Origin of the sequence: Streptomyces mangrovisoli, from assembly GCF_000974985.2 — a bacterium.
GTDB classification, from domain to species: domain Bacteria; phylum Actinomycetota; class Actinomycetes; order Streptomycetales; family Streptomycetaceae; genus Streptomyces; species Streptomyces mangrovisoli.
In genome coordinates this window covers 105,698-128,052 of the sequence record NZ_LAVA02000018.1, presented here as the reverse complement: position 1 = coordinate 128,052, position 22,355 = coordinate 105,698, and the positions used below count along the sequence as shown (strand labels likewise).

Sequence of the window (22,355 nt, the reverse complement as noted above, 5' to 3'; positions counted from 1 at the left end):
ATGTCGGTCTCGGGGTGACGGCCCGCCGTGGCAGCGGCCCGGCCCCGCGGCGGGCCGCCGTCGGGACCGCCCCAGGGGCGGGTCGCCACCGCCGTAGGAACGGGATCAGCCGTCCGCGGGGCCGGGTGCGGCTCCGCGCAGCAGCCACTGCACGAACGTCCGGCGCGCGGGCCGGATCACGATACGGCCGTGCGCCTTCTGGCCGACCAGTTCCACGCGCAGGGAGACCGGCGGAACCGGGGTGCCCGGGCGGGCGGGGGCCGGGCGGTGCCTGATCCTGCAGTGGACGAGTTGCAGACTGTCGGTGTCGACCTCGACGCCCGGCGGTGTGATCAGCGTCAGGGTCTTCCCCACCATGGCCACGTCGATCCGCAACGTGTCGTGGGTGATCACGGCGTCGGTGAAGTCGAGGGTGACCGCGCAGTACGTGACCGCCAGCTCCATCGTCCGCGGCACCACCCAGCGCCCCGTGCGCACGATCGCGCTGCTGTGGATCTGCTCGATCCGGACCACGTCCTTGGCCGCGGCGTCCCCCGTGCGGACGGCCGGCAGATCGGCGGTGAGCGGAGCCAGTTCGCTCAGCGTCCGCGCCGACAGGGCGGCCTCCACGCGCTCGTCCAACTCGTCGGCGTCGAGCAGGCCGTCCCCGGCCGCGACGCGCAGGACGTCCACCACCCGGTCACGGTCCGCGTGGGAGGCCCGCAGTTCCGGCGGCGAGCCGGGGCCGGAGCCCTTCCCGGTGGGCGTGATCTCTCCCGACATGGTCATGTCCTGGTCCTGTCGAACGGCTGGTGGCGGCCGGTGCCGGCGTACGGCACGGGGGTCCATCATGCCGACGGCCACGCGCGACAACAACCGTGCCACCGGGGTCTGATCGTCCGCGCGGCCGGAGTCGCGCCCGCTTGGGGTGGTATCCGCGTGGGGTCGTATCCGGGCCGTGTCCCGGCCCAGGCCCGGACGGGGCGCGCTAGGGAAGCGCTGGAGGAAGATCCGGAAGACGGGCCGTACGGCACTACCGTGGCTGTCACCGGGCGTGAGTGACACGGGGGCGAGGGGGCGGTCATGGACGAGCCGCAGGTCGCGCTGCATGTGCTGCCCTCCGCGCCCCGCCCCCAGGGCCCCGTCCGCACGCCGGACGACCCGCCGCCCGCCGCGTCCCCACCGCGCGCCCGGGACCGCCGGGACACTCTGGGAAGCGGGCACGCGGGGGAGACGGGGCAGGGCGGGGAGGCGGAGACCGCCGCCGTGCGGGTGCTGGTCGTCGGGGAGGATCCGCTCGCCCGGGTCGGGATCCGGACCCTGCTCACCGGGCACACCGGGATCCGCGTGGTCGGTGAGAGCGCCCCCGACGTGCGGATCACCGCGGCGCTGCGCGCCGGCCGCCCCCAGGTGCTGGTGGTGCACGGCCGCTCGCTGACCGCGGAGCAGCGGGAGCTGGTGGGCCGGGAGGCGGGCGAGCGCGCCGGGATCCTCGTGCTGGGCGGCCCGGAGACGGCGGCCGGGCGCTGGGCGGCCGCCCGCGGCCACCTTCCCGCCGGCGCCGACGCCGGGCAGGTCGCCTCCGCGGTGGTCCTGGCCGCGGCCGGCTACCGCCTGCTGACCGCCTCCGGCACCGGCGACGACACACCGCGGGTCTCCGCCGTCGACCCGGGGCGGCTCACCGACCGCGAGTGCGAGGTCCTCGACCTGCTCGCCCGGGGCCTGACCAACGCGGAGATCGCCGCGGCGCTGAGCGTGTCCGAGCACACGGTCAAGACGCACGTGCAGAACCTGCTGCACAAGCTGCGGCTGCGCAACCGCGTCCACGCCGCCATCTACGCCTTCGAAGCGGGCATCCGACGGCCACGGTGACCCCATCGGCCCCGGTGACCACGGTGGGGGTCGTCGCTCTTGAGCAAGGTCTCCGTCGGGTCCGGGAAGATCGCCACGATATGGCCCTTGACCATGCACAGGATGCCGGCCGCGAAGAGCCAGCCCAAGGTGATGCGGTAGAGCGCCGTCCTTTTGGACGTCGTGCGGTGCGGAACCCGGTGGTCGGCGCCGAGGCGGAGCAGCACGCTGATGGAGGCGCCCAACGATCCGCCCCCGAGGCACGCCAGCGAGTCCCGGTAGGTCGCCGCGAGCCTTCGCCGCGCTGAAGGCGCCGATCGTCATGCGGCGCACCGTCAGCCAGTCGCGCTCGTCCAGGGAGTCCTCCGCCTCGGAGTCCATGGACTCGTAGTCGCACACGAGGAGCGGCACGATCCCCCGGAACTCCGGAAGGTCCGCCACAAGTTCCTGGAGCGGCTTGTGCAGCAGCCGCGTACGCGCCGCCTGGCGCTCCGCCTCTTGTTGCTCGCGCCTCGGCTCAACTCCCAGGCGCCACAGCACTCCCATCCCCGTCCCCCGTTTCCCCCGCACGCGTGTCCCGTATGTACCGCTGTACAACCCTCCTGACAAGGCCGGGGCCCAGGGCGGCTCCTCGCCTCCGCCGCCGGGTTCTCCCGGCCGTCCGCCGCCCTGTTTTGTCCCCTTACGACCCGACGGCTGGAGGCGCCGTCCTGACGTACGCCAGGAATCGTCCAGGGCCGCTCGAGCGGTCCGGGAGCGCGGCCGGAGCAGGCCGGACGGAGGCTGGCAAAGGTTTGCCCGCGTGTTGCCGCGGGCCCTACGCTCGGTGGTCCCGGGTCGGTCGCCGCCCGGAGCCCGCCCGCGCCGCTCGCGTGCCGTCGGCACATGCCCCGCGCCCGCCGCCTACCGAGGGAATGGCCCATGCTCCAGCAGCCCGCGTTCGGACGCCGTCTGAGGAAGCTGCGCCAGGCCCACGGCCTGTCGCAGACCGCGCTCGCCGGCGACGGCATGTCCACCGGGTACCTCTCGCGCCTGGAGTCCGGCGCGCGCCAGCCCACCGAGCGGGCCGTGGCCTATCTCGCGGCCCGGCTCGGGGTGCAGCCGGCCGACTTCGAGGAGCCGGCCTCCGGGTCCCTCGCGCACGCCCTGACGCTCGCCGCCTCCACGGGGTCGCCGGAGGCCGTCGCCACCCTGCGCGACGCGTACGCGGCCGAGGCCCACGAGTCGCCGGTGCTGCGCTGGCAGGCGCTGTGGCTGCTCGCCGCGGCCTGCCGGGCCCAGGGCGACCACGCGGGTGAACGCGCCCTGCTGGAGGACCTGGTGCGGCTCGGCGACGAGGTCGCCCTCGCGCCGTTGCAGGTGCGCGGGCTGACCCGGCTGGCGCGCTGCCTGCGCTCGCTGGGCGAGATCCCGGCCGCGCTGGAGGCCGCCGAGCACGCCCTGCGGCTCGCCGACGGCACGGACGTCGGCGTCGAGGACCGGGTCGCGGTGCTGCTCGCGCTGGTCTCGGTGCAGGCCGAGGCGGGCCGGCTGCCCGACGCCCGCCGCCGCGCCGACGAACTGACCGCCCTCGTGGACGGCCGCAGCGACACCCTGTGGGCGGAGGCGGTGTGGACCGCGGCCGCGGTGCGGATGCGCCAGGGCGACTACCCGTCCGCGCAGGAGTGCCTGCAACAGGCCCTGGACGGCTTCGCCGCCGCCGAGGACCTCACCCTGTGGCTGCGCCTGCGACTGGCCGGCGGCCGGCTGCACCTCCAGAAGGTCCCGCCGCAGCCCGACGCCGCCGAGCATCTGATCGCCGAGGCCGAGGGCGCCCTCGCCTACGTCGGCACCGACGCCCTGCGCCAGGAGTTGACCCAGCTCAAGGCCGACCTGGCGTTCCTCACCGGCCGTTACGACGACGCCCGCTCCCTGCTCGGCGAACTCGCCCGCGACGAACTGCGGATGACCTACCGCGACCGCGTCCGGCTGGACGTCCTGCGCCACCAGCTGCGTGCCCTGGCGGGCGACGAGAGCGGCATCCGCGGCCTGCGCGCCCTGGCCGAACAGGCCCAGCAGGACGCCAACATCGACCTCGCCGCGGAGATCTGGCGCATCCTCGCCGAGGCCCTCACCCAGATCCACCGCCCCGCCTGAGGGCTCCGCGCCCGTCCTGCGTGGGGAGCGCCGAGCGCGGTCAGGCCAGCGCCCAGGGGCTGGGCCCCGGCGTGCCCGCTCCGCCCGCCCGGCCGTCGTCCCCATCCGCCCTGCGCGCGGTCTCCACGGCCCGCCACAACAGGCGGGCCGTCAGCGTGCGCACGGGGACGGTGACCCGTCCCGTCAGGCCCACCCCGAACGCCGTCTCCAGCGCGCCGACGACACCGATCAGCGCCAGCGAGTCCAACCCGTAGGCGTCCAGCGGCACATCGGCCGGCAGGGCCTCGCCCGCGGGCAGGCCGGGCAGCCCCCGCCGCAGGGCGGTCTCGAACGTCTCGTTCCAGGGTGCTGAGGCCATCGAAGGGCCTTCCTCTGCGGGCATGGGCATGGGCCAGCACCCTCGCGCACCCCGCTCGAACCCCCGTCGACCATCGGTCAGGTGACGGTTCGTCACGTACCGGGTGGGCCGCCTGGAGCCTCGCTGGAGCGGGCGTTGCCAAGGCGTCCGTCCGTTGGCAAGGTATTGCCAAAGCTGTCAGGGATCGAGGCAGAACATTTCCCCGAGGTGTCGCCGACGGAGGAGGGGAGGGGCTGGTCGTGGCCGCGATGGTGCGCCTGGACATGGCGGATACCGGATGGATGCCCCCCGCGGTACGAGCGGTGCTGGGCGAGTGCGTACGCCTGGCGGACCGCGGCGGGCCGCACGCGTTGCGGGACCGGGTGGCGGAGGTCGTCGAGGACGAGGTGTACCGGCGGCTGGGCCGCCTGCTGAACGTGCCGGCCGGCGAGGTGGTGCTCTTCCCCGGCGCGGCGGAGGCCTTCCGCACCCTGGTGGCGCGGCTGCCGCTCGGGCGCGGCGAACGGGTGTGGACGACGCCGTACGAGGGCGCCGCCCAGCTCGGCACCCTGCTGGCGCTGCGCGACCGCACCGGCTGCCGGCTGGAGGTGGTCCCGCTGCGCGCCGACGGCGGAGTGGACGTCGCGTGGATGGCGGCTCACCTGGACGACGACGTGGCGCTGGTGTCGCTGGTGCACGTGCCCGCAGGGGCCGGTCCGCTCGGCCCGGTCGAGGAGGTGGGACGGCTGCTCGCCGGCGCGCGCTGCCTGTACGCCGTCGACGCCGCCCACGCCGTGGGCCACCTGCCGGTGGACGCCGCGCGCATCGGCTGCGACCTGCTGACCGCGGACGGCTGGCGCTTCCTGCGCGGCCCCTACGGCGTCGGCTTCGCCCGCACCGGAGCCCGGCTGACCGCCGCCCTCGCGCCGTACGGCACCGCGGCGCCCGTCCCGCCCGCGGACGCCGCCGTGGCCGCTCTGAACGCCGCCCTGGCCCGTCCGGCCGGGCCCGCCACCGTGCTCATGCCGCGGCTGCGCGCGGCGGTGGCGGCGGCCGGCGGCCGGGAGCCGGCCTTCACCGACCTCCTCGGTCTGTCCGATGTTCCCGTTCTCCCCGGCGTCCCCGTTCTCCCCGGCGTCCCCAGTCCCGGCGACCTCCCCGCCGTCGCCGACCTCGTCGACCCGCGCGGCGGTGGCGCCGACCCGCGCGTGCCCGCCGTCCTGGCCTTCGGGCATCCCCGCCTGGGCGCCGCCCGCCTGGCGCACCGGCTCGCCGGACGGGGCGTCCTGGTCGGCAAGACGGCCGCCGACCACACCCCGCTGCTGCCCGGCCCCGCCCTGCTGCGCGCCTCCCTGGGCCCGGACACCACCGAGACGGACCTCGCCCGCTTCGCCGCCGCCCTGCGCGACAGCGTCCGGGACGCCGACCCGGCCACCCCGGTCGACGTCGTCGATCCGGCCCCCGTGTCGGCGCCCGCGCCCGCGCGCGCCGCCGTTCCCGTCCGCAGGCCCACGGCTGCTGCCGGAAACGGAAACCCCGGAAAGGGAAGCGTGAGCGGAAGCGGAAGCGGAACGCGCCATTGGCGCCGCGCCGGAAGGGGCGCGCAGCGCCCGGTGGACGGTCGCGCCCGCGCCTGACACCCGGCCCCGCCCCCGCCCGGCGGCGCCGGGCCGGCCACCGGGCGCGACGGGCCGCCGCAGCGGCGCCACGCGCCCTCCCGGACCCTCTCACCGCCCCCGCCCCGGGCTGTACGGACCGCCCGCGACCTGCGCCGCTCGGCCGAAGTCCACGAGCGGCGCGTGGACATGGCGCGCCGCCCGGCGGCCGGGCGCGGGCTCGGGACCGTATCGACGTCCGCTCAAGAGCCGCTGGAGGAATGCGGGGCGCACGCGGCCTGCGGCTAGCGTGGGAAGCCGGATGATTTCCGGCCATGCGCCAGTCCACGGACAAGCACCCGGCGCCGTGCGGGGGACGCGGAGGACACCGTGAGGATGCAGGTTCTGGGACCGTTGCACGCCGAGGTCAACGGGGGATCGATCGTCCCGAGCGCGGGCAAGCCACGCCAACTGCTGGCGCTGCTGGCCCTGTACCCGGGGCGGGTGCTGCCCGTGCCCACCTTGATGGAGGAGATCTGGGGCAGCACCCTGCCGCAGAGCGCGCTCACCACGCTGCAGACGTACATCCTGCAACTGCGCCGGCGCCTGGGCACCGCCCTCGGCACCGGTGCCGGCGCCGCCAAGGACGTGCTCGCCACCCGCTACGGCGGCTACGTGCTCCAGGTCCCCGACGAGAGCGTCGACGTGCACACCTACGAACGGCTGGTGCGCGAGGGCCAGGCCGCCTTCGAGCACGGCGACAACCTCGTCGCCGCCGCCCGGCTGCGCGGCGCCCTGGAGCTGTGGCGCGGCCCCGCCCTGGTCGACGTACGCACCGGGCCCGTGCTCCAGATCGAGGTGGTACGCCTCCAGGAGAGCCGTCTGGTGACCGTGGAGCGGCGCATCGACGCCGATCTGCGCCTGGGCCGGCACTCCGGACTGCTCGCCGAGCTCACGGAGCTGACCGCCCGTCATCCCCAGCACGAGGGACTGCACTCGCAGCTGATGGTGGCCCTGTACCGGTCGGGGCGCCAGGCGGCCGCCCTGGACGTCTACCGCCGACTGCGCGGCCGTCTCATCGGCGAACTGGGGGTGGAGCCCTCGCCGCAGCTCCAGCGGCTGCACCAGGCGATGCTCACCGTCGACCCGCAGCTGGACGTGCTCGCGGGCCCGCGCCGCACCTCCACCTTCGACCTGTTCGCCGCCTGATCCCGGCGCGGCGCGGGACGGCACACCCTCCCGCGCCACGCCGCTCCAACGCCCCCGCCCGCACGCCGCCGAGCGCGACGTCGTACGGCCGTTCGGGTGCTGTATCACCCGAATGGGTGGATTGGTCGGGCGGGAAGGGCGGGTATGGACGGGCCGTCTCTTCCCCACCATCGCCCGACGGAGCTCCAGTGCCCGAGAAGAACACCCCCTACCTGGCCGGCACCCCCTGCTGGATCGATCTGATGATCCCCGACCAGCAGGCCGCCATCGACTTCTACCGCGACCTCTTCGGCTGGCAGGGCGAGATCGGCCCGCCCGAGACCGGCGGGTACGCGGTCTGCACGCTCAAGGGCCGCCCGGTCGCCGGGATCATGGCCGCCATGAACCCCGACGGCTCCCGCCCCGACCCGATGCCGCCGGCGGTCTGGACGACGTACCTGGCCACGGAGAGCGTCGACGACACCCTCGGCAAGGCGGGCGACGTCGGCGGCAAGGTGGTCATGCCGGGCATGGACGTCATGGACCTCGGCCGCATGGCGGTCGTCGCCGACCCGCAGGGCGCCGTGTTCGGGCTCTGGGAGGCGAAGTCGTTCCCGGGCGCCGGGACCGTCAACGAGCACGGCGCGCTGATCTGGAGCGAGCTGAGCACCAGCGACCCCGAGGCCGCCGGCCGCTTCTACGCGGCCACGCTGCCGATGAACCCCGTCCCGTCCGCGATGGAGGGCGCCGAGGGCTACACCGAGTTCCAGGTCGGCGACCGGGCCGTCGGCGGCATGATGAACCTCGACCAGGCCCCGCCCGGGACCCCGCCGCACTGGATGGTCTACTTCGCCGTCGACGACGTCGACAGCGTGGTCGCCGCCGCGGCACGGGCCGGTGCCACGGTGCTCGCCCCGCCGTTCGACATGGTCGCGGGCCGGATGGCCGTACTGGCCGACCCGCAGGGCGCCGTCTTCTCGGTGATCGCGGCCACCGTGCCGCAGCAGCCCGCCTGACCCCGGCCGGGCCACGTCCGTCACGTCCGGGCGCGGGTGCCTGCCCACGGCCCCCGCGCCCGGACCGGGCACGCGCTCCCACGGTCGTACGGCACCCGTCGCGGCGGGCGTGACCCGCGCGCGGTCCTCTCAGGCGGCCGCCGCCGACCGGACCGGCGTGTGCGCGGGACCGGTCCAGCGCAACAGGGTGGCGCCCAGGGACATACCGCCGCCGAAGCCGGCCAGCAGCACCACCTCGCCGTCCTTGAGGGCGCCCTGCCGGTTCGCCTCGTCCAGGGCCAGCGGGATCGACGACGCGCTGGTGTTGCCGTGCTCCGCGACAGTGAGATGGGTGCGGGCCCGGGGCAGGCCGAGCTCCGGCAGGATCGTGCCGAGCAGGACACCGTTGGCCTGGTGCGGCACGAAGTGGTCGACCTCGTCCGGCTCGACGGCGTAGGCCTTCAGGACGTCCGAGACCGCGCGGGGCAGTTCCCGCTGGACGTACTCGAAGACGGCGCGGCCGTTCATCTTGAAGTAGTGCCCGCCCTCGGCGAGCGTCCGTGCGGAGGCCGGGGCACGGCTGCCGCCGGCCTCGACCCGGATCAGGTCGCTGAGATGTCCGTGACTGGCGAGATGGGAACCGATGATGCCGCGGCCGGACGGCACCGCGCCCAGCACCACCGCCCCCGCGCCGTCGCCGAAGAGGATCGCCGTGCGCCGGTCCGCCGGGTCGATGATGCGGGAGTACAGGTCGGCGCCGATCACCAGTCCCAGCGGCGGGCTCGTGGTGCCGGCCGCGCGCTGCGCCAGCAGCCCGGCCACCGTCGCCAGGGCGAACACGAAGCCGCTGCACACGGAGTTGAGGTCGAACGCGGCCGCCCGGACGGCGCCGATCCGCTCCTGCACCATGCAGGCCGTGGCCGGCTGCGGCTGGTCGGGGGTGGAGGTCGCCACGACGATCCAGCCGAGGTCCTCCGCGCGCACCCCGGCCGAGGCGAGCGCGGCGCGCGCGGCGTGCACCGCCAGGTCGGAGGTGGCCTCGTCGTCGGCGGCGTAGCGGCGCGAGCGGATGCCGGTCTTGCGCTGGATCCACTCGTCGGTCACCCCCGCCCGCTCGGCCACCGGCTCGTTGGAGATCTTCGCCTCCGGAAGGTACGAGCCGGTGCCGAGGATTCCTATGCCCGGGGCATCCGGCCTGGCGGTGGACTGTTCGGTCACGGTCGACTCCTGGGATCTTCGATGGGCGTGCGGCAGCGCGGCGGTGCGCCGGCGGGAGCGGACGTCGGCGGCGCGTCACGGCGGACGGACGGCCCCGCGATCCACGGTAGGAACCGCGTCCGGGCCGGTGAACCCCTCACTTCCACGGGCCCTTCGCCCCGCGCCGACAGGGGTACGACAGGGGTACGGCAGGGGCCGAGGGCGGGCACCGGAACGGTGACGGCGGACATGGCGGTCACGGCGGCGGAGATGGCGGTCACGGTGGCGGTGACGGCGGTCGTGGCGGTCGCGGGACGACGCCAGGGGGCGCTCGCGCGGGGGGAGGCGGCGGGCGGGCATCAGGGGGCGCCCGGGAGGCCGGCCGGCGCGGTGCGGGCGCCGGCCGCGAGTTCCACCGGCAGGTCCCCGCGGCTGCTGATGTGCAGCTTGCGGTAGACCCGGGTGAGGTGCTGCTCGACCGTGCTGACCGTCAGATACAGCTTCGCCGAGATCTCCCGGTTGGTCAGCCCCTGCGCCGCCAGCGTGGCCACCCGCTGCTCGGAGCCGCTCAACACGCTCCGCTCGCGCGGCCGCTGTTCGGGCCGCGCGGCACCGGAGGTACGGCCGGACGGCGCGACCGGCGCGGACGGCGCGTCGGGCAGGATCTCCCGGCACAGCGCCTCGGCACCGCACTCCTTGGCCAGGTTCCACGCGGTACGGATCATCGCGTTGCCCTTGGCCGCCGCGCCGCCCTCGCCCTGCATCGCCTGCCCCAGATCGGCCAGCGCGCGGGCGGCGGCCACCCGGTCCCCGCACCGGCCCAGTTCCTGGTGCGCCTGGGTCAGCAGCGCCAGCCGCCGACGCGGCGCGCCCGCGGCCAGCCCCCGCACCCGCAGCGACCGGCCCCGCACCCACGGCCGCTGCCCGTCGGGCAGGGCGAGCTGGGCGCTCGCCAGCTGCTCCGCCTGCTGCGGGCGGCCCAGCCGCAACAGCGCCTCCGCGGCGTCGGTCCGCCACGGCAGCAGCGCCGGCCGGTCCACGCCCCAGCGTTCCATCAGGCGGCCCACCCGTACGAAGTCCGCCAACGCCGCCTGCGGCTGACGTGCCGTCAGCTGATGCAGCCCGCGCGCCCGAAGCCAGGCCAGCCCGTGCACGCCGGACAGCGCCCCCGGGGCCAGCGGCACGTCCAGCAGCCGGGACGCCTCCGCGTACTGGCCGAGGGCGCCGCGCACCCGTATCAGCACCGCCGCGGGCGCGCAGGCGTACACGGACGCCGACACCGGGGCCAGCGTCTCCAGCGCCTGCGCCGCGTGCCGGGCAGCGCCCGCCAAGTCCCCGGTGCGGGCCAGCGCCTCGGCGTGCCAGGTGCCGAACACCGCCTGCCAGCCCGGCGCGCCGCGCCGTGCGGCCTCCTCCAGCAGCCGCCCGCTCCACAGCACCGCCCGCTCCGGCCGAGGGCCCAGCAGCAGCGACTGCACGGCCTGGGCGAGCGGGGCCCAGGTCGCCTCGGTCAGCTGCGTGGCGTGCAGCAGGCGCTCGGTCTCGGCGGTGTCCGCGTCCAGTACGGCGTCCAGGGGGCCGGGGAGGGGAGGGGCCGCCGCCGGACGCTCCGGGCCGCCCCGGCGGTTCGGGTGGGCCGGTCGCGCCGGGACCGCCGGTCGGTCCTGCCGGCTCCAGGGGTCCGGCTGGTCCGGACGGTTCCAGCGGTGGGGGCGCTCCGGGTCCTCCGGACGCTCGGGCCGATCCCACCGGTCCGGCTGCTCTCCCGGCCGCTCGGGGCGGTCCCACCGCTCCGGCTCCTCGGGGCGGTCCGGCTGCTCACGCTGGTCGGGGCGGCCGGGACCGCCGGGGCGTTCGCGGCGGGACAGCAGGCTGTCCAGGGCGTCCTGGGTCTCGCGGGGCCGGCGGTCGTCGAGGCCGGTGCCGGTGGCGGGCTCGGTCCCCCAGCCGTCGTAGGTGCCGGTACCGGTGTCGGACCCGGGGCGGGTGCCGCTCGGCGTGTCCGGGTGCGGGCCGCCGGGGCGTCGACCCAGGTCGTCATGCGTGGCGTCGAACGGGTGCGGCGGCTGCTGGGCGGTCAGGACGGCGGCGGCGTCCGCGATACGGCCCTGCGCGTGCAGCAACTGGAGCAGCGGCTGCACCACCTGCTCACCCGCCGCCCGGTCCGCCGCCAGGGCTTCGAGGGCCGCCTCCAGATGCGCCTCGGCCGCGACCGGGTCGATCCGCCACGTCGCTCGGGCCAGTCGCACGCGCAGGGTGTCGCGCCGCGGCGGATCGGTGCAGGTGGCGTGGGCGAGTTCCAGCAGGCGCAGCGCGACGGCGGCCTCGTCGCGGGCGAGGAGCTCCTCGGCGGCGGCGCGCAGCAGGTCGGTCTCGGCCGGGGTGGCGGCGAACACCGCGCGATCCGCGCCGCCGACGCCGCCCCCACGGCTCGTGCCGCCCGTACCGGCCGCACCCGCCGGACCGCCCGCCCCGCCCGTTCCGGCCGTGCCGCGCGCGGTGGCCAGCAGCGGGGCGGCCGCGTCGGGGAGCGGGGCGCCGTCCTCGCGCAGCACGCGCGCCGCCCCCCGGCACAGCGCGGTGTGCTCCTCGGCACCGAGCCCGGCGAGCACCGCCTCGCGGGCCGCCGGATGACGTATGCGGCCGCCGTCGAGCACCCCGGCGGCCTCCAACGCGGCGACGGCGTCCTGGGCCGCGGTCGGCGCGCCGCCCAGCAGCCGGATCACGCGCGCCGCGGACGCAGCGCCGTCGAGTACGGCCGCCGCGGCGGCGACGTCGAGCGCCGCGGGGCCGCTGCTGCGCAGGCACGCGGTCACGGCCTGGGCGTAGGGACCGTTGGCCGCCGGTACGGGCGGTCCGGCCACCGGGTCCGCGCAGTCGTCGTTCGCGCAGTTCCCGTCCGCGCACCCCGTGTCGTCCGGGTTGCCGCCGTCGTCCGCGCAGTCCCTGGCCGCGCGTCCGGTGTCGTCCGCGTTGCCGCCGCCGTCCGCGTTGCCGCCGCCGTCCGCGTACCCGCCGTCGTCTGCGTACCCGCCGTCGTCCGCGTATCGGGCGGTGCGGCCGGGCATCGGTTCCGGTTGCTGCGGGGCGTGTTCCTCGAGCAGGGCGCGCAGCAGCAGGGGGTTGCCGCCACTGGCGGCGTACAGGGCCGTGGCGCGGGGGCCGCCGGGGCAGGCGTGGGCGGCGTGGGCGGTCTCGGCGGGGGTCAGCCGTTCCAGGCGGATCCGGCGGAAGCCGGGCCGGCGCATCAGCTCGGTGAGGAAGGCGGGAGCGGCGCCGTCGTGGTGCGCGGCGGCGGTCGCCACCAGCAGCACCCGTCGGCCGCGGGAGTGCCGGGCGAGGTGGTGCAGGTGGGCAAGAGAGGCGTCGTCGGCGTGATGGAGGTCGTCGACGCACACCACGACCGGGCTCCGCTCGCTCAGCGCGTGCACGCCGGTGCAGAACGCCTGCCGGTCCGCCGCGCGCGCCTCGGACATGCCCGTGGCCGGGGCGAGCGAGGGGTGGCCGAGGGCGAGGCGGTGCAGGACGCCGAGCGGGAGGCGCTGCTCGTCGGCGTAGCAGACCGCGCTCAGCGCGAGGGCGCCCGCCGCGGCGGCGCGTTCGGCGACGGTGTCGGCGAGGGCGCTCTTGCCCAGGCCCGCGGCCGCCTCGATCAGAACGGTGCCGGAGGTGCCGGCCGCGCAGTCCGCGAGGGCCTGGTCCAAGGCGTCGAGCACCGCCGTCCTGCCAACGAACCTCATGGTCCCCCCGTTCCGGGCCGTAAAGGTCACCCCTGACGTCGGTCAGCGTGGTGGGGACCCCTACACGGGTGGTCGAGCCGGGCCGGAGGAGCGGTGGGGAGGGGGCCGGGGGTCGGCGCGCAGTACGCCCGCGTCGCGCAGCTCCTCCACCCAGAGCTCCAGGTCGGCGCGGGCGTTGGCGGGGTCGGTCGGCCACAGCGCGGCGAGCTGGCGGGCGGCCCGCGCGATGTCGCCGTCGCAGCGGCGCAGCGTGATCCACATCAGGGTGCCGGTGGGTGGGCAGCGCAGTCGGCGGTCCGGGCGGCCCGGGGTCCGCGTCACCAGCTCCAGGTATCCGTCGGCGTCGACCCGGACGCTGATCCCGGGCACCGGTCGCACACGCACACCCACCTCCCGACCACGGGCCGTCCCGGGCCCGCACCCGCCTCGCGCCGCGCGCCGGGGCCCGGCCCCCGGGAGACCGACACGGAAAGGAGCAGGAGAGCGGACGGCACCGGGGGTGGGGGGACCGGAGGGCGCGTACGGCGCGGCGGGCCTGACGCGGATATTCCGCCCTCATCGTCCTGCGGCGGATTCGCGGGAGGCAACACACCCGGCCCCCTACAACCCTGGCGCCCCCCACGCGCGGTAGGGGTGGCGCGCCCGTTTTGCCTGCACAACCCGGGTTGCGGGCCGGCCGAGCGGTGGGTTCCGGCCGGATGCGGGCGCGTGGGGGCCACCGATTCGGCCGGAATCGGCCCGGCGCACGGACCGCGTCGGCCGCGCGCCCGCGACCGTACGGGCGTGTGGCGCCGTGAGCTCGGGGGTGGAGCCGCTCTCCAACCGGGCTCCAGGGCCGTCGAGATGATGGGAGGCGCCGCCCGCCGTACGGTCCGGCGGGGGCCGAACGCGGAAGCAGAAGGGGGCGCCACGACGATGACACTGGCCCTGGGCACCGATCTGAGCGGGATGCTGCACCGACTGCTGACCCGCCACGCCCACCAGACGCGCAACAAGGAAGTCGCCCGCCGCCTGGTGGAGTCGGCCGGCGCGGGACGCTGCGACAGCGTGCTGGCCGAGGACGACCGCGTCACCGTGCGCGTGGCCGATCCGGACGGCGGCGAGCCGGCCTGGCGGCTGGTGGAACTGCGCTTCGACCCCGAGGGCAGGGTGGTGGAGCAGCGCGACTTCCCGCTGGCACGGCGTGGAGCGGCGGGCACGGAGCGGTCCCGCTAGCGGCCGGCGGACCGGCCCTCGGGGCCGCGCGGTCGTACGGCCCTGTGGATTGTCCGTGTGGCCGTGCCGCCGTCGGTGAAGCTCGCCGGGTGCCGGTGCCGGTGCCGGTGCCGGTGCGGGTGCGGGTGCGGAGTGTTCGGGGCGCGCGGGTTCAGCGGGTCGGCCAGCCGATGTCGTCCTCCGGCACCGGCACCGACAGCGACAGCGGTACGGGCGCGGCCGCGGACGACGGCACCGGCCCGGAAGCCGAAGCGGGCTCGGCTCCCGACGCGGACCCGGATGCGGACCCGGATGCGGGTCCAGACACGGGCCCGAGCGCCGGCCCCGACGCGGGGGCGGGCACGCGGCGCGGCTCGCCTGTCCCGGTGCCGCGATCGGCGTCGGGGTGGCGGGTGGGAAGCGGCTGCTGCATGGTCGGCTCCTGGACGCGGCTAACAGCGTGGCGGCGCGGTCGGCTTGACGCTCAAGACCTTGCCCGGATCCGCTCGAGGAACGTTCGTGGAATCCTCGCGCCCCGCTCGAACCGCGCGTGAACCGGCCCGGCTCCGGCGTCCCGCGAGCACGGCTCCGGCGCGGCTGCGGCCGGTCCGGGCACGCTGCGCGTTCCGCAGGCCATTGCCGTCAGAGAGCCAAGGTCAACTCCTCGGCCGCGGCCAGCACTTCCCCGTCGTACGCCGCCCGCGCCTCCGCGACGGACCGGCCGCGCTCGGCGCCGGGCCAGAAATGCGTGAGCAGCAGGCGCCTCGCCCCCGCGCGGGCGGCCCACCGGCCCGCCTGCGCCGCGCTGAGCAGATACGGGTCGGTGGCCGGACCTTGGAGGGTGACCCCCGCGATCAACAGGTCGGCCCCGGCCGCCAGTTCGCCGAGCGCGCGATCGGGGCCGGCGTCGCCGCTGTAGGCCAGGGTCAGTCCGGGAGCCGTCAACCGCACGCCCGCGTGCGGCACATGGTGGGGGAGCGGCCGCGAGTCCAGCCGGAACGGCCCCACCTCGTGGCTGCCCGGCAGCGGACGCGGGTCGAAGACGTCGCGCAGCCCTTCGGTCGGCTCCATAGCCTGCACCCGTACGAGCACGCCCGGCAGGCAGTACAGGGGCACGCGCCGATCCCGCTCCCCGCCGAACCGCAGCGCTCGACAGAGGGCGCTCAAGTCGGCGCAGTGATCGGGGTGTTCGTGCGTGATGACGACGGCGTCCAGCTCGCTCGCCGCGCGTAGGCACAGCAGCCGCGGCAGGGTGGCGTAGCCGAGGTCCAGGACCAGCCGGAAGCCGTCGGCCTCCAGCAGGAAGCCACTCGCCGCCCGCCCCGCTTCCGGCCAGGCGCCGCACGTACCCAGCAAGGTCAGCTCGCGCACCGGCGCATGGTCCCACACGCGGTGACCGGCGCTGGAGTCCGCGGTCGTGCGCTTCGGTGCGCCTGGATCGCGCAGCGCCGCCCCGCCCGCGGGGGACGCGGACGGGGCGGCGGGTTCGCGCCCGGTTCGGTGGGCGCGGATGGTCATGTCGGCCGTGCCGGACCGAGCCGGTCGCGGTCGGCCGTGCCGGACCCAGTAGGTGGTGGTCGCCGGACCGGAGCGGATCGGTCGGGATCGGCCCGTACCGGCCGGGTCAGGCCGACCGATGGTCGTTCAGGTGGTCCAGGCACAGCTCGTAGTGGTCCTCGGTGTGCGTGGCGTCCCAGCCCTCCGGGACGGCGGCCGAGGCCGGCCACAGGGCGCGGTGACCGGTCGCGTCGGCGACGACCACGAAGGTGGCGAACTCGTCGGCGAAGGGGTCGTCCTCCGCCGGGTGGTCCAGGACATGGAGGTTGCCGTCGGCGCTGACGCGGGCGGCGTGCCCCGTGCGCCACATGCGCGCGGTGTCCCCGTCGGGGCCGCCGAAGGGGTCGGGCAGGAAGCGCTCGCCGGTGGCTCCGGGGGCGTCGGCGTAGCCGCGGGCGACACCGGCGCCGGAGATGTAGAGGGCTCCGGTCGCGCCGGGGGCGACCGGGTGCAGGTGGGCGTCGAGGACGTAGGCGCGGTAGCCGGGTGCGGGCCGCACGGGGCCGCCGGGGGTGAGGTCGACGACGAGCCGGCCCTCGGGCCAGCCGCCGCTGACGGTCAGCGCGGTGTCCTCGGCGAGCGCGAGGGCGGCCAGGGCGCGCAGGACCTCGTCGCTGCCGCCCAGCACGGTGCTCGCCCCCGCCTCGCGCAGCCAGCGCAGGGTCTCCTGCGGCACGGTCAGGGTGAGGTCGTCCGCCGGGACGTGCACCCGGGCGCCGCTGACCAGGGCGGCGAGCAGGCCGAGGGCGTCCTCGGCGTCCGGGTAGCCCTCGACCAGCCAGGCGGCGTCGGCGGGCGGTGCGAGCAGGGCGGCGGCGACGCTCTCGGCGCCGATGACGACGGTGCCGTCCTCGCTGGGGGCGAGCACCACGGCGTCGTCGGGGTCGACCGGCCGCACCAGGTCGCTCTCCTCCACCGGCCAGCAACCGGCGGCCGGCAGTCGGTCGGCGGCCGCGTCGCGCACCAGGCGGGCGGCGCCGCGCACGGCGGGCAGGCGCAGGTCGGCGGTCTCGTCCAGCAGCAGGACGGCCGCACGGAGCGGTTCGAGGGTCTCCGGCAGCGGATCGGCGGGGTCGACGGGCAGCAGCGCGGCGCCGGTCTTGGCGACGGCGAGCGCGGCGACCGCGAACCCGGTGGGGTCGGACAGCGCGGTGACGACGGTGGTGCCGGGGCCGGCGTCGTGCGCGAGCAGGACATGGGCCAACAGGTCGGAGCGGGCGTCCAGTTCGGCGTAGTCCATGCCGGTGACGGCGGTCGAGCGGGGCGTGCGGGCTGCCTGCGCGGCGAAGAACCCGGCCGCGGTGCCGTCGGGCAGTGCGGCGCTCTCGCCCGCCCACACCCCGCCCCCGGCCTCCGCGGCGGCACGCAGCCGCAGCCGGCTCAGCGGGGCGGACGGATCGGTCAGGGCGGTCTCCAGTACGGCGGTGAGCCGGGCGGTGAAGGAGGCGGCGGCGTCCTCGCCGACGCCGCGGGTGCGGTAGGCGGTGTGCAGGGTGAGTCCGGCGGGGGCGCCGGTCGGCTCGTGGTGTTCGATCAGGGTCAGCGCCAGGTCGGCCGGGGGCACCGGCAGCCGGGGCGGCAGCGGGGTGATGTCCAGACCGGCCGCCTCGACGGTGCCGACCGGCTCCTGGAGGACCGCCAGTGCGACACCGCCGGGCAGTGCGAGGGCGGCCTCACCGTTGCGGTAGGCGCCCAGGTCCACGGCCCGCACCCGGCCCAGCAGCTCACCGAAGGCGGGGTCGCCGGTGGCGTCCACGGACAGCGCGAGCAGCCTGCCGTAGGGGCCGACCGCCTCGCGCAGGGAGGCCGTGTCACGGGCCGGGACGGGCGCGGCGACGGTGACCTCGTCGCCGGGGCCGAGCCGGGCCAGCAGCGCGGTCAGCGCGGCGTGCACCACCATGAACGCGCTCGCCCCGTGTCCGGCGGCGAACCGCACCAGCCGGTCGTGGACCGCCGCGTCCAGGCGGGTCTCCAGGTGGCCGTACGGGCTGTGCCCGGCGTGCGGCAGGGCACTGCCCGGCAGCGGGGTGGGCGGCAGGTCGCCGAAGACCGCGCGGCGCGCCGCGTCGAGCGCGGCGGGACGGCGGTGCGGGACGGAGCCCGCCATCCTGGCGGCGTAGGCGCGGGACAGCTCCGCGGCCAGCGGCAGCTGCGACCACAGATCGATCGTGTCGCCGGGCACGGCGAGCTCCAGCAGGTGCTCGCGGGCGCCCAGCACCCGCAGCCGGGTGCCCGCCGCGCCGAGCCGCGAGTTGCGCAGCGTCTCGTGGCGGCGCCCCAGGTCCTCCAGCGCCGCCTCCAGCGCCCGTACGTCCAGGGGGCCGCGCAGCCGCAGCGGCAGCAGCGCGCTGTCGGTGCCCGAGCCGCAGGGCCCCATCACCGCGACGGGTACGTCGCCGAAGAGCTCGGCGAACATCTGCGGGGTGGGCGCCTCCTCCAGCGCGCGGTCGCCCAGATCGACGCCGAGCACCTCGCGGGCCCGCTCCAGCAGCCGGCCCGCGTCCGCGGCCGGGCCGCCGAGGCGGAAGAAGTCGTCATCGGGGCCGACCTCGTGGCGGGGGAGCCGCAACACCTCGGCGAACAGGTCGCGGACGATCTCCTGCAAGGGGGTGCCGGGCTGGTTGCCCAAGATGGTGGACATGGGGATCGCTCCTTCGACCGCGCCTTCCGGCTTGGCAAAACCTTGCCAAGATGCTGGCAAGTTGTTCCTGAGGCTCCCTCACGAAGCACTGGAGTACGGATCGAAGCGCAGGTCGCGGCGTTGCCAGACGGCAGGCCGGGTAGCCCTCGGAGGGGCGCGCCGGTGGGGTGGGACGGGAGGGCGCCCGGGGCGCGACCGCGTCCGCCACGGTCGTAGGGCATCCCGTCGAGGCCATCCGTGCGGGGGAGTTGACCGCAAGCGGGTCCGGGCGGGCCCGGCGGATTGCAGCCTCGGGAACGCGCCGCGGTACGGAGGTGACGGGGGAGCGCGCACGACGGGAGGGCCTCGGAGGCGCGACGGGGCGCGATCGCTCCGGGAGAGGGCGGGGCGGCACTCGGGGTGTGGCGGCACTTGGGGCTTGGCGGCGCTCGGGGCTTGGCCGTTCGGGACGGCGCCCGGATCATGGCTGTTCGTCGGTCACGCGGGGCAGGCCGCGACCCGGTCGTCCCGCTGCGGCTCGACGACACTCCCGCCCGCCGATGCTGAGCGCGCTGAAGGCTCCGGCCCTGTACGGGCTGGGGGAGGAGGCGGTCCGGCGGGAACTGCCGACGGCGGCGGACGGCACCTCGGGACGCCGCCCGAGCGGCCCGGCTTCCCCGGTGACGGGATCGGAGGCGGGATCGGAGGCGGGGCGCGAGCGGCAACGGCGGCGGTGGTGGCCCGGGGCGGGGCATGCGCACGGGTGCGTCTCCGCGCCGACCGCGCGGCATCGGCGCGGGCGCACTGTCGCCGTGGTGGCCATGGACGGCCGCGGCGAGTGGGCAGGACCCGGCCCGGCCGCCGGGTACGCGCACCGGCTCTGCGGGGCGTACGAAGTCGTCCGGTGGGTGCGTGCGGAGGATCCGGCGCTTGTCCCCTACCAGGTGGCGCCGCCTCGGCACGCTGGATGGCCCTGCTGCCCCACCCACCCGCGAGCGACCCGGCCGACCTGGTCACCGGCGCCGCGGGGGTTGTCGGCCGTCCCGAAGCCCTCCACCGCTCCTTCGAGGCGGGGCCGGGCAGGGACTACGCCCACGCACCTGGTGGGCCGCCAACTACCTGGCGCGGGCCTGCGCTGCCCTCGGCCGGCCGGAGGAGGCGCGGGTGCCGGGAGAGGACCATCCAGGCGCGCGGCTCACCGAGCGTCTGCTCGACTCCCTGCCGGAGGCCGGCCTGGAGTCGAGCCGCTCGCGGGTGGTTCCCGCCGTGTCCGCGCCACCCGTGACCAGCGCGCGTCGGTCCTCGGGCCGGCGGGCAGACCGGTTCGGCCGGGGACGTGCAGGGTGCGGTAGACGCGGGTGAGGCGCCGTTCGACGGTGGAGAGCGCCAGGTTCAGCCGGGTGGCGATCTGGCGGTTGGTCAGGCCTTCGGCGGCGAGCTCGGCGATCTGCCGGTCGGGGCCGTCGAGCAGGTGCAGAGGCAGCCCGCCGTCGGCCGTGCCCGGCGTGCCCGGGACGGCGGTGGGGGCGGCCGGGGAGGTCCGGCGGCGGGCCCCCGGACCGTACGGCGCTCCCGTGGCGAACGCGGTGCCCGGCCCTTCGCCGGTGCTCGGCCCGCCGTCGGGGCCCGCCGCCGCGAGCAGCCGCAGGCACGCCTCCCGCACCTGCGGCCGGTGCCCGTCCGGGCCGGTCAGCTGGGCCTCGGCCAACTCGCGGGCCGCAGCGGTGCGGCCCAGCCGCAGCAGCGCCTCGGCGGCGTCGGTGCGCCACGGCAGCCAGACCGGCCGGTCCGCCTGCCACGCCGCGAGCAGGCGGCCCACCCGGCGGAAGTCCGCGAGCGCGGCCTGCGGCCGGCCGCCGGCGAGATGCGCCAGTCCTCGGGCGCGCAGGTGGTGGGCGGTGTACGCCCCGGCCGACCGTGTCCGCAGCGGTACTGACGCGGCGTGGCGGGCGGCCTCCTGGTGCTCGCCCAGTACGGTGCACGCCTCGACCAGGACCGCCACCGCCGCCGTACGCACACCGCCGGAGCCGCCGGAGCCGCGGGCGAAGCTGCCGGGTCCTCCAGGTCCTCCAGTTCCTCCGGGGCCGGTGAGCGGGCCGGGCGTTCCGAGTGCGTTCCCGGCCGACGCGGCGAGTGCGGCCGCGGCCCGCTTCTTCGCGGCGGTCGCGTCGCCGCCGCGCAGCAGCGCCTCGGCGTGCAGGGCCGTGAACACCGCCCGCCAGCCGGGCGCCTTCCTCGCGGCGGCCTGCCCGGCCAGCCGCCCGGCCGCCTCCGCCGCCTCACGCGGGCGGGCCGCGCAGATCAGGGTGCGCAGGGCCAGGGCGAGCGGGGCGAAGGTGTCGTCCGTGAGCGGCGCGGACCAGAGCAGCTCCACGCTCGCCTGCGGATCGGCGTCCAGTACCCCGTCCCAACCGTGTCCGCCGGCCGTGGCCCAACGGGCCGCCTCCTCGATACGCCCCTGCACGAGCAGGAGCGCGGCCAGCCGACCGCCCCAGCCGGAGTCCCCGCCGACGTCCGCGGTGGCCGAGGTACCTGGGGCGGCGGGGGTGACCGGGGTGTCCGTGCGATGGGTGCCGGTCAGCGCCCGCAGCCGGTGCAGAGCGGTGTCGGGGTCGCGGCGGGCGGCGATCTGAGCCAGCCGCAGGGCCGCCTCCGCGCGGCCGGCCCGGTCCGGGTCGACGGAGTGGGCGAGTTCCAGCAGCGCCTCGGCCTGCTGCGGACGGTGCGCGGCCAACAGCTCCTCGGCGGTGGCCCGCAGCAGGCCGGCGTCCCGCGCGCGGGCCGGGCGCCGTACGCCGACCGCGTGCGGCGTCAACAGGTGCGCGGCGACGACGGCGGCCGGAGCCCCGGCCGTGTGCAGGGCCCGTGCGGCTCGCCGGTGCAGCCGGGCGCACTCGGCGGCCGGGGCGTCCGCGAGGACGGTGGTCCGCACCGCGGGATGCGCGAACCGCAGACCCGTGAGCAGCCCGCAGGAGCGCAGCGCGACCAGGCCCGCCGCGGCCGTCTCCGGGGAGTCGGCCAGCAGACGGGCCAGCAGGGGTTCGGCGGCGTGCTCGTCCAGTACGGCCAGCGCCCGGCCCACGGCCACGGCGGCGGGCCCACTGGAACGCAGGCACGCGAGCACCGCGGCGGCGTAGCGCCCGCCCGGCGCAGGCGCAGGTGCCTGCGCCGGGACAGCGCCGTCGACCGCCGCCGCTCCCGGTCGGCGCTCGTTTTCGCGCAGTTCCTCCTCCAGGGCCCGCAACAGGCGCGGGTTGCCGCCGCTGAGGTGGTGCAGCCGGGCCTGATCTGCGGCGGGCCGGTCGGCCAGCGCGGCGCCGGACTCCTGCCGGGACAGCGGGGCGAGCCGGATCCGGCGCACATGGGTGCGGCGCAGCAACTCGTCCGCGAACACCGGTGTTCCGGCGTGCGCGGCGACGGTGGCGACCACCAGCACCGGGGCCGGATGGGCGTGCCCCACGACGTGCCGCAGCACGGCCAGGGACCGCGCGTCGGCGTGCTGCGCGTCGTCGACGCACACGACCACCGGGCCGTGCTGGGCGAGCGCGGTCAGCTCGGCACAGAAGATGCGGGCCGCCCGCCCCGCCGGGACGGTTCCGGCCGCGGCGGTGGCGGGCAGCGCGAACGCCGGTGCCTGGTCCAGGAGTTGGCGCAGCATGCCCAGGGGTGTGCGCCGGCCGGCCGGGGTGGCGGCGGCGGTGAGCACCAGCGCCCCGGCGTCCCGCGCCCGCTGGGCGACGGTGTCCAGGAGATGGGTCTTGCCGCAGCCGGCCGGGCCCTCGATCAGCACCGTGCGGGAACGCCCCACCGCACAGGTGGCGAGGAGCGTGTCCCGCACGCCGGCCACCGACATCCTGCCCGTCTCCGCCATTGCCGTCCTTCCGTCGCTGGCCCGTTGGTCCGGGCGCCAGCGTGGGAGCAACGGCTCTAAGGCAGGTCGAGCGGGAACGGAGGTGCCTCGCACGC

General features: G+C 76.9%; 14 protein-coding genes. 6 read left to right on the top strand and 8 right to left on the bottom strand.

Annotation, left to right across the window (positions count from 1 at the left end; genetic code table 11):
• Positions 1–105: 105 nt before the first annotated feature.
• Positions 106–762: a DUF1707 SHOCT-like domain-containing protein gene (locus WN71_RS09335; RefSeq protein WP_046583995.1), complete on the bottom strand. Its 657-nt coding sequence runs from the start codon at positions 760–762 to the stop codon at positions 106–108.
• A gap of 300 nt (positions 763–1,062) precedes the next feature.
• On the opposite strand from WN71_RS09335, the gene WN71_RS09330 reads away from it, so the two are divergent.
• The gene (locus WN71_RS09330) at positions 1,063–1,851 is read left to right on the top strand and encodes a response regulator transcription factor (protein WP_052742963.1); all 789 of its coding nucleotides are present in this window, start codon (positions 1,063–1,065) and stop codon (positions 1,849–1,851) included.
• 900 nt (positions 1,852–2,751) lie between these two features.
• Positions 2,752–3,966, top strand: coding sequence for a helix-turn-helix domain-containing protein (locus WN71_RS09325; RefSeq protein ID WP_046583981.1), 1,215 nt, complete (start codon positions 2,752–2,754; stop codon positions 3,964–3,966).
• Between the two features lie 40 nt (positions 3,967–4,006).
• Here the strand turns inward: WN71_RS09325 and WN71_RS09320 are convergent, their stop codons facing one another.
• Complete coding sequence (locus WN71_RS09320) at positions 4,007–4,324, bottom strand: acyl carrier protein (RefSeq protein WP_046583980.1); 318 nt, start codon at positions 4,322–4,324, stop codon at positions 4,007–4,009.
• 263 nt (positions 4,325–4,587) lie between these two features.
• Here WN71_RS09320 and WN71_RS09315 point away from each other — a divergent pair, with 263 nt between their 5' ends.
• The 3 genes from WN71_RS09315 to WN71_RS09305 all read left to right on the top strand — a co-directional run bounded on the left by WN71_RS09315 (position 4,588) and on the right by WN71_RS09305 (position 8,102).
• A complete protein-coding gene (locus WN71_RS09315) occupies positions 4,588–5,940 on the top strand; it encodes an aminotransferase class V-fold PLP-dependent enzyme (RefSeq protein ID WP_240529606.1) in 1,353 nt (450 codons plus the stop codon).
• A 348-nt stretch (positions 5,941–6,288) separates the two neighbouring features.
• Complete coding sequence (locus WN71_RS09310) at positions 6,289–7,107, top strand: AfsR/SARP family transcriptional regulator (RefSeq protein ID WP_046583979.1); 819 nt, start codon at positions 6,289–6,291, stop codon at positions 7,105–7,107.
• 188 nt (positions 7,108–7,295) lie between these two features.
• On the top strand, positions 7,296–8,102 hold the full coding sequence (locus tag WN71_RS09305) for a VOC family protein (RefSeq protein ID WP_420856476.1): 807 nt from the start codon (positions 7,296–7,298) through the stop codon (positions 8,100–8,102).
• Between the two features lie 129 nt (positions 8,103–8,231).
• On the opposite strand, the gene WN71_RS09300 is transcribed toward WN71_RS09305, so the two are convergent.
• The 3 genes from WN71_RS09300 to WN71_RS09290 form a co-directional block, all read right to left on the bottom strand.
• Positions 8,232–9,299 (bottom strand): 3-oxoacyl-ACP synthase III family protein, encoded by a 1,068-nt coding sequence (locus WN71_RS09300; protein ID WP_240529605.1) that lies wholly within the window; start codon positions 9,297–9,299, stop codon positions 8,232–8,234.
• Between the two features lie 338 nt (positions 9,300–9,637).
• Positions 9,638–13,018 carry a helix-turn-helix transcriptional regulator gene (locus tag WN71_RS09295; RefSeq protein WP_079177757.1) on the bottom strand — a complete coding sequence of 1,127 codons (3,381 nt, stop codon included), beginning with the start codon at positions 13,016–13,018 and terminating at the stop codon, positions 9,638–9,640.
• 60 nt (positions 13,019–13,078) lie between these two features.
• Positions 13,079–13,402: a hypothetical protein gene (locus tag WN71_RS09290; protein WP_046583978.1), complete on the bottom strand. Its 324-nt coding sequence runs from the start codon at positions 13,400–13,402 to the stop codon at positions 13,079–13,081.
• Between the two features lie 531 nt (positions 13,403–13,933).
• On the opposite strand from WN71_RS09290, the gene WN71_RS09285 reads away from it, so the two are divergent.
• Positions 13,934–14,233: a hypothetical protein gene (locus WN71_RS09285; protein ID WP_046583977.1), complete on the top strand. Its 300-nt coding sequence runs from the start codon at positions 13,934–13,936 to the stop codon at positions 14,231–14,233.
• Between the two features lie 621 nt (positions 14,234–14,854).
• Here WN71_RS09285 and WN71_RS09280 read toward each other — a convergent pair.
• The 3 genes from WN71_RS09280 to WN71_RS09270 all read right to left on the bottom strand — a co-directional run bounded on the left by WN71_RS09280 (position 14,855) and on the right by WN71_RS09270 (position 22,260).
• The gene (locus tag WN71_RS09280; protein WP_046583976.1) at positions 14,855–15,583 is read right to left on the bottom strand and encodes an MBL fold metallo-hydrolase; all 729 of its coding nucleotides are present in this window, start codon (positions 15,581–15,583) and stop codon (positions 14,855–14,857) included.
• Positions 15,584–15,836: 253 nt separating this feature from the next.
• Positions 15,837–18,410: an AMP-binding protein gene (locus WN71_RS43215; protein WP_046583975.1), complete on the bottom strand. Its 2,574-nt coding sequence runs from the start codon at positions 18,408–18,410 to the stop codon at positions 15,837–15,839.
• 1,174 nt (positions 18,411–19,584) lie between these two features.
• Positions 19,585–22,260 (bottom strand): AAA family ATPase, encoded by a 2,676-nt coding sequence (locus WN71_RS09270; protein ID WP_046583974.1) that lies wholly within the window; start codon positions 22,258–22,260, stop codon positions 19,585–19,587.
• Between the last annotated feature and the right edge of the window lie 95 nt (positions 22,261–22,355).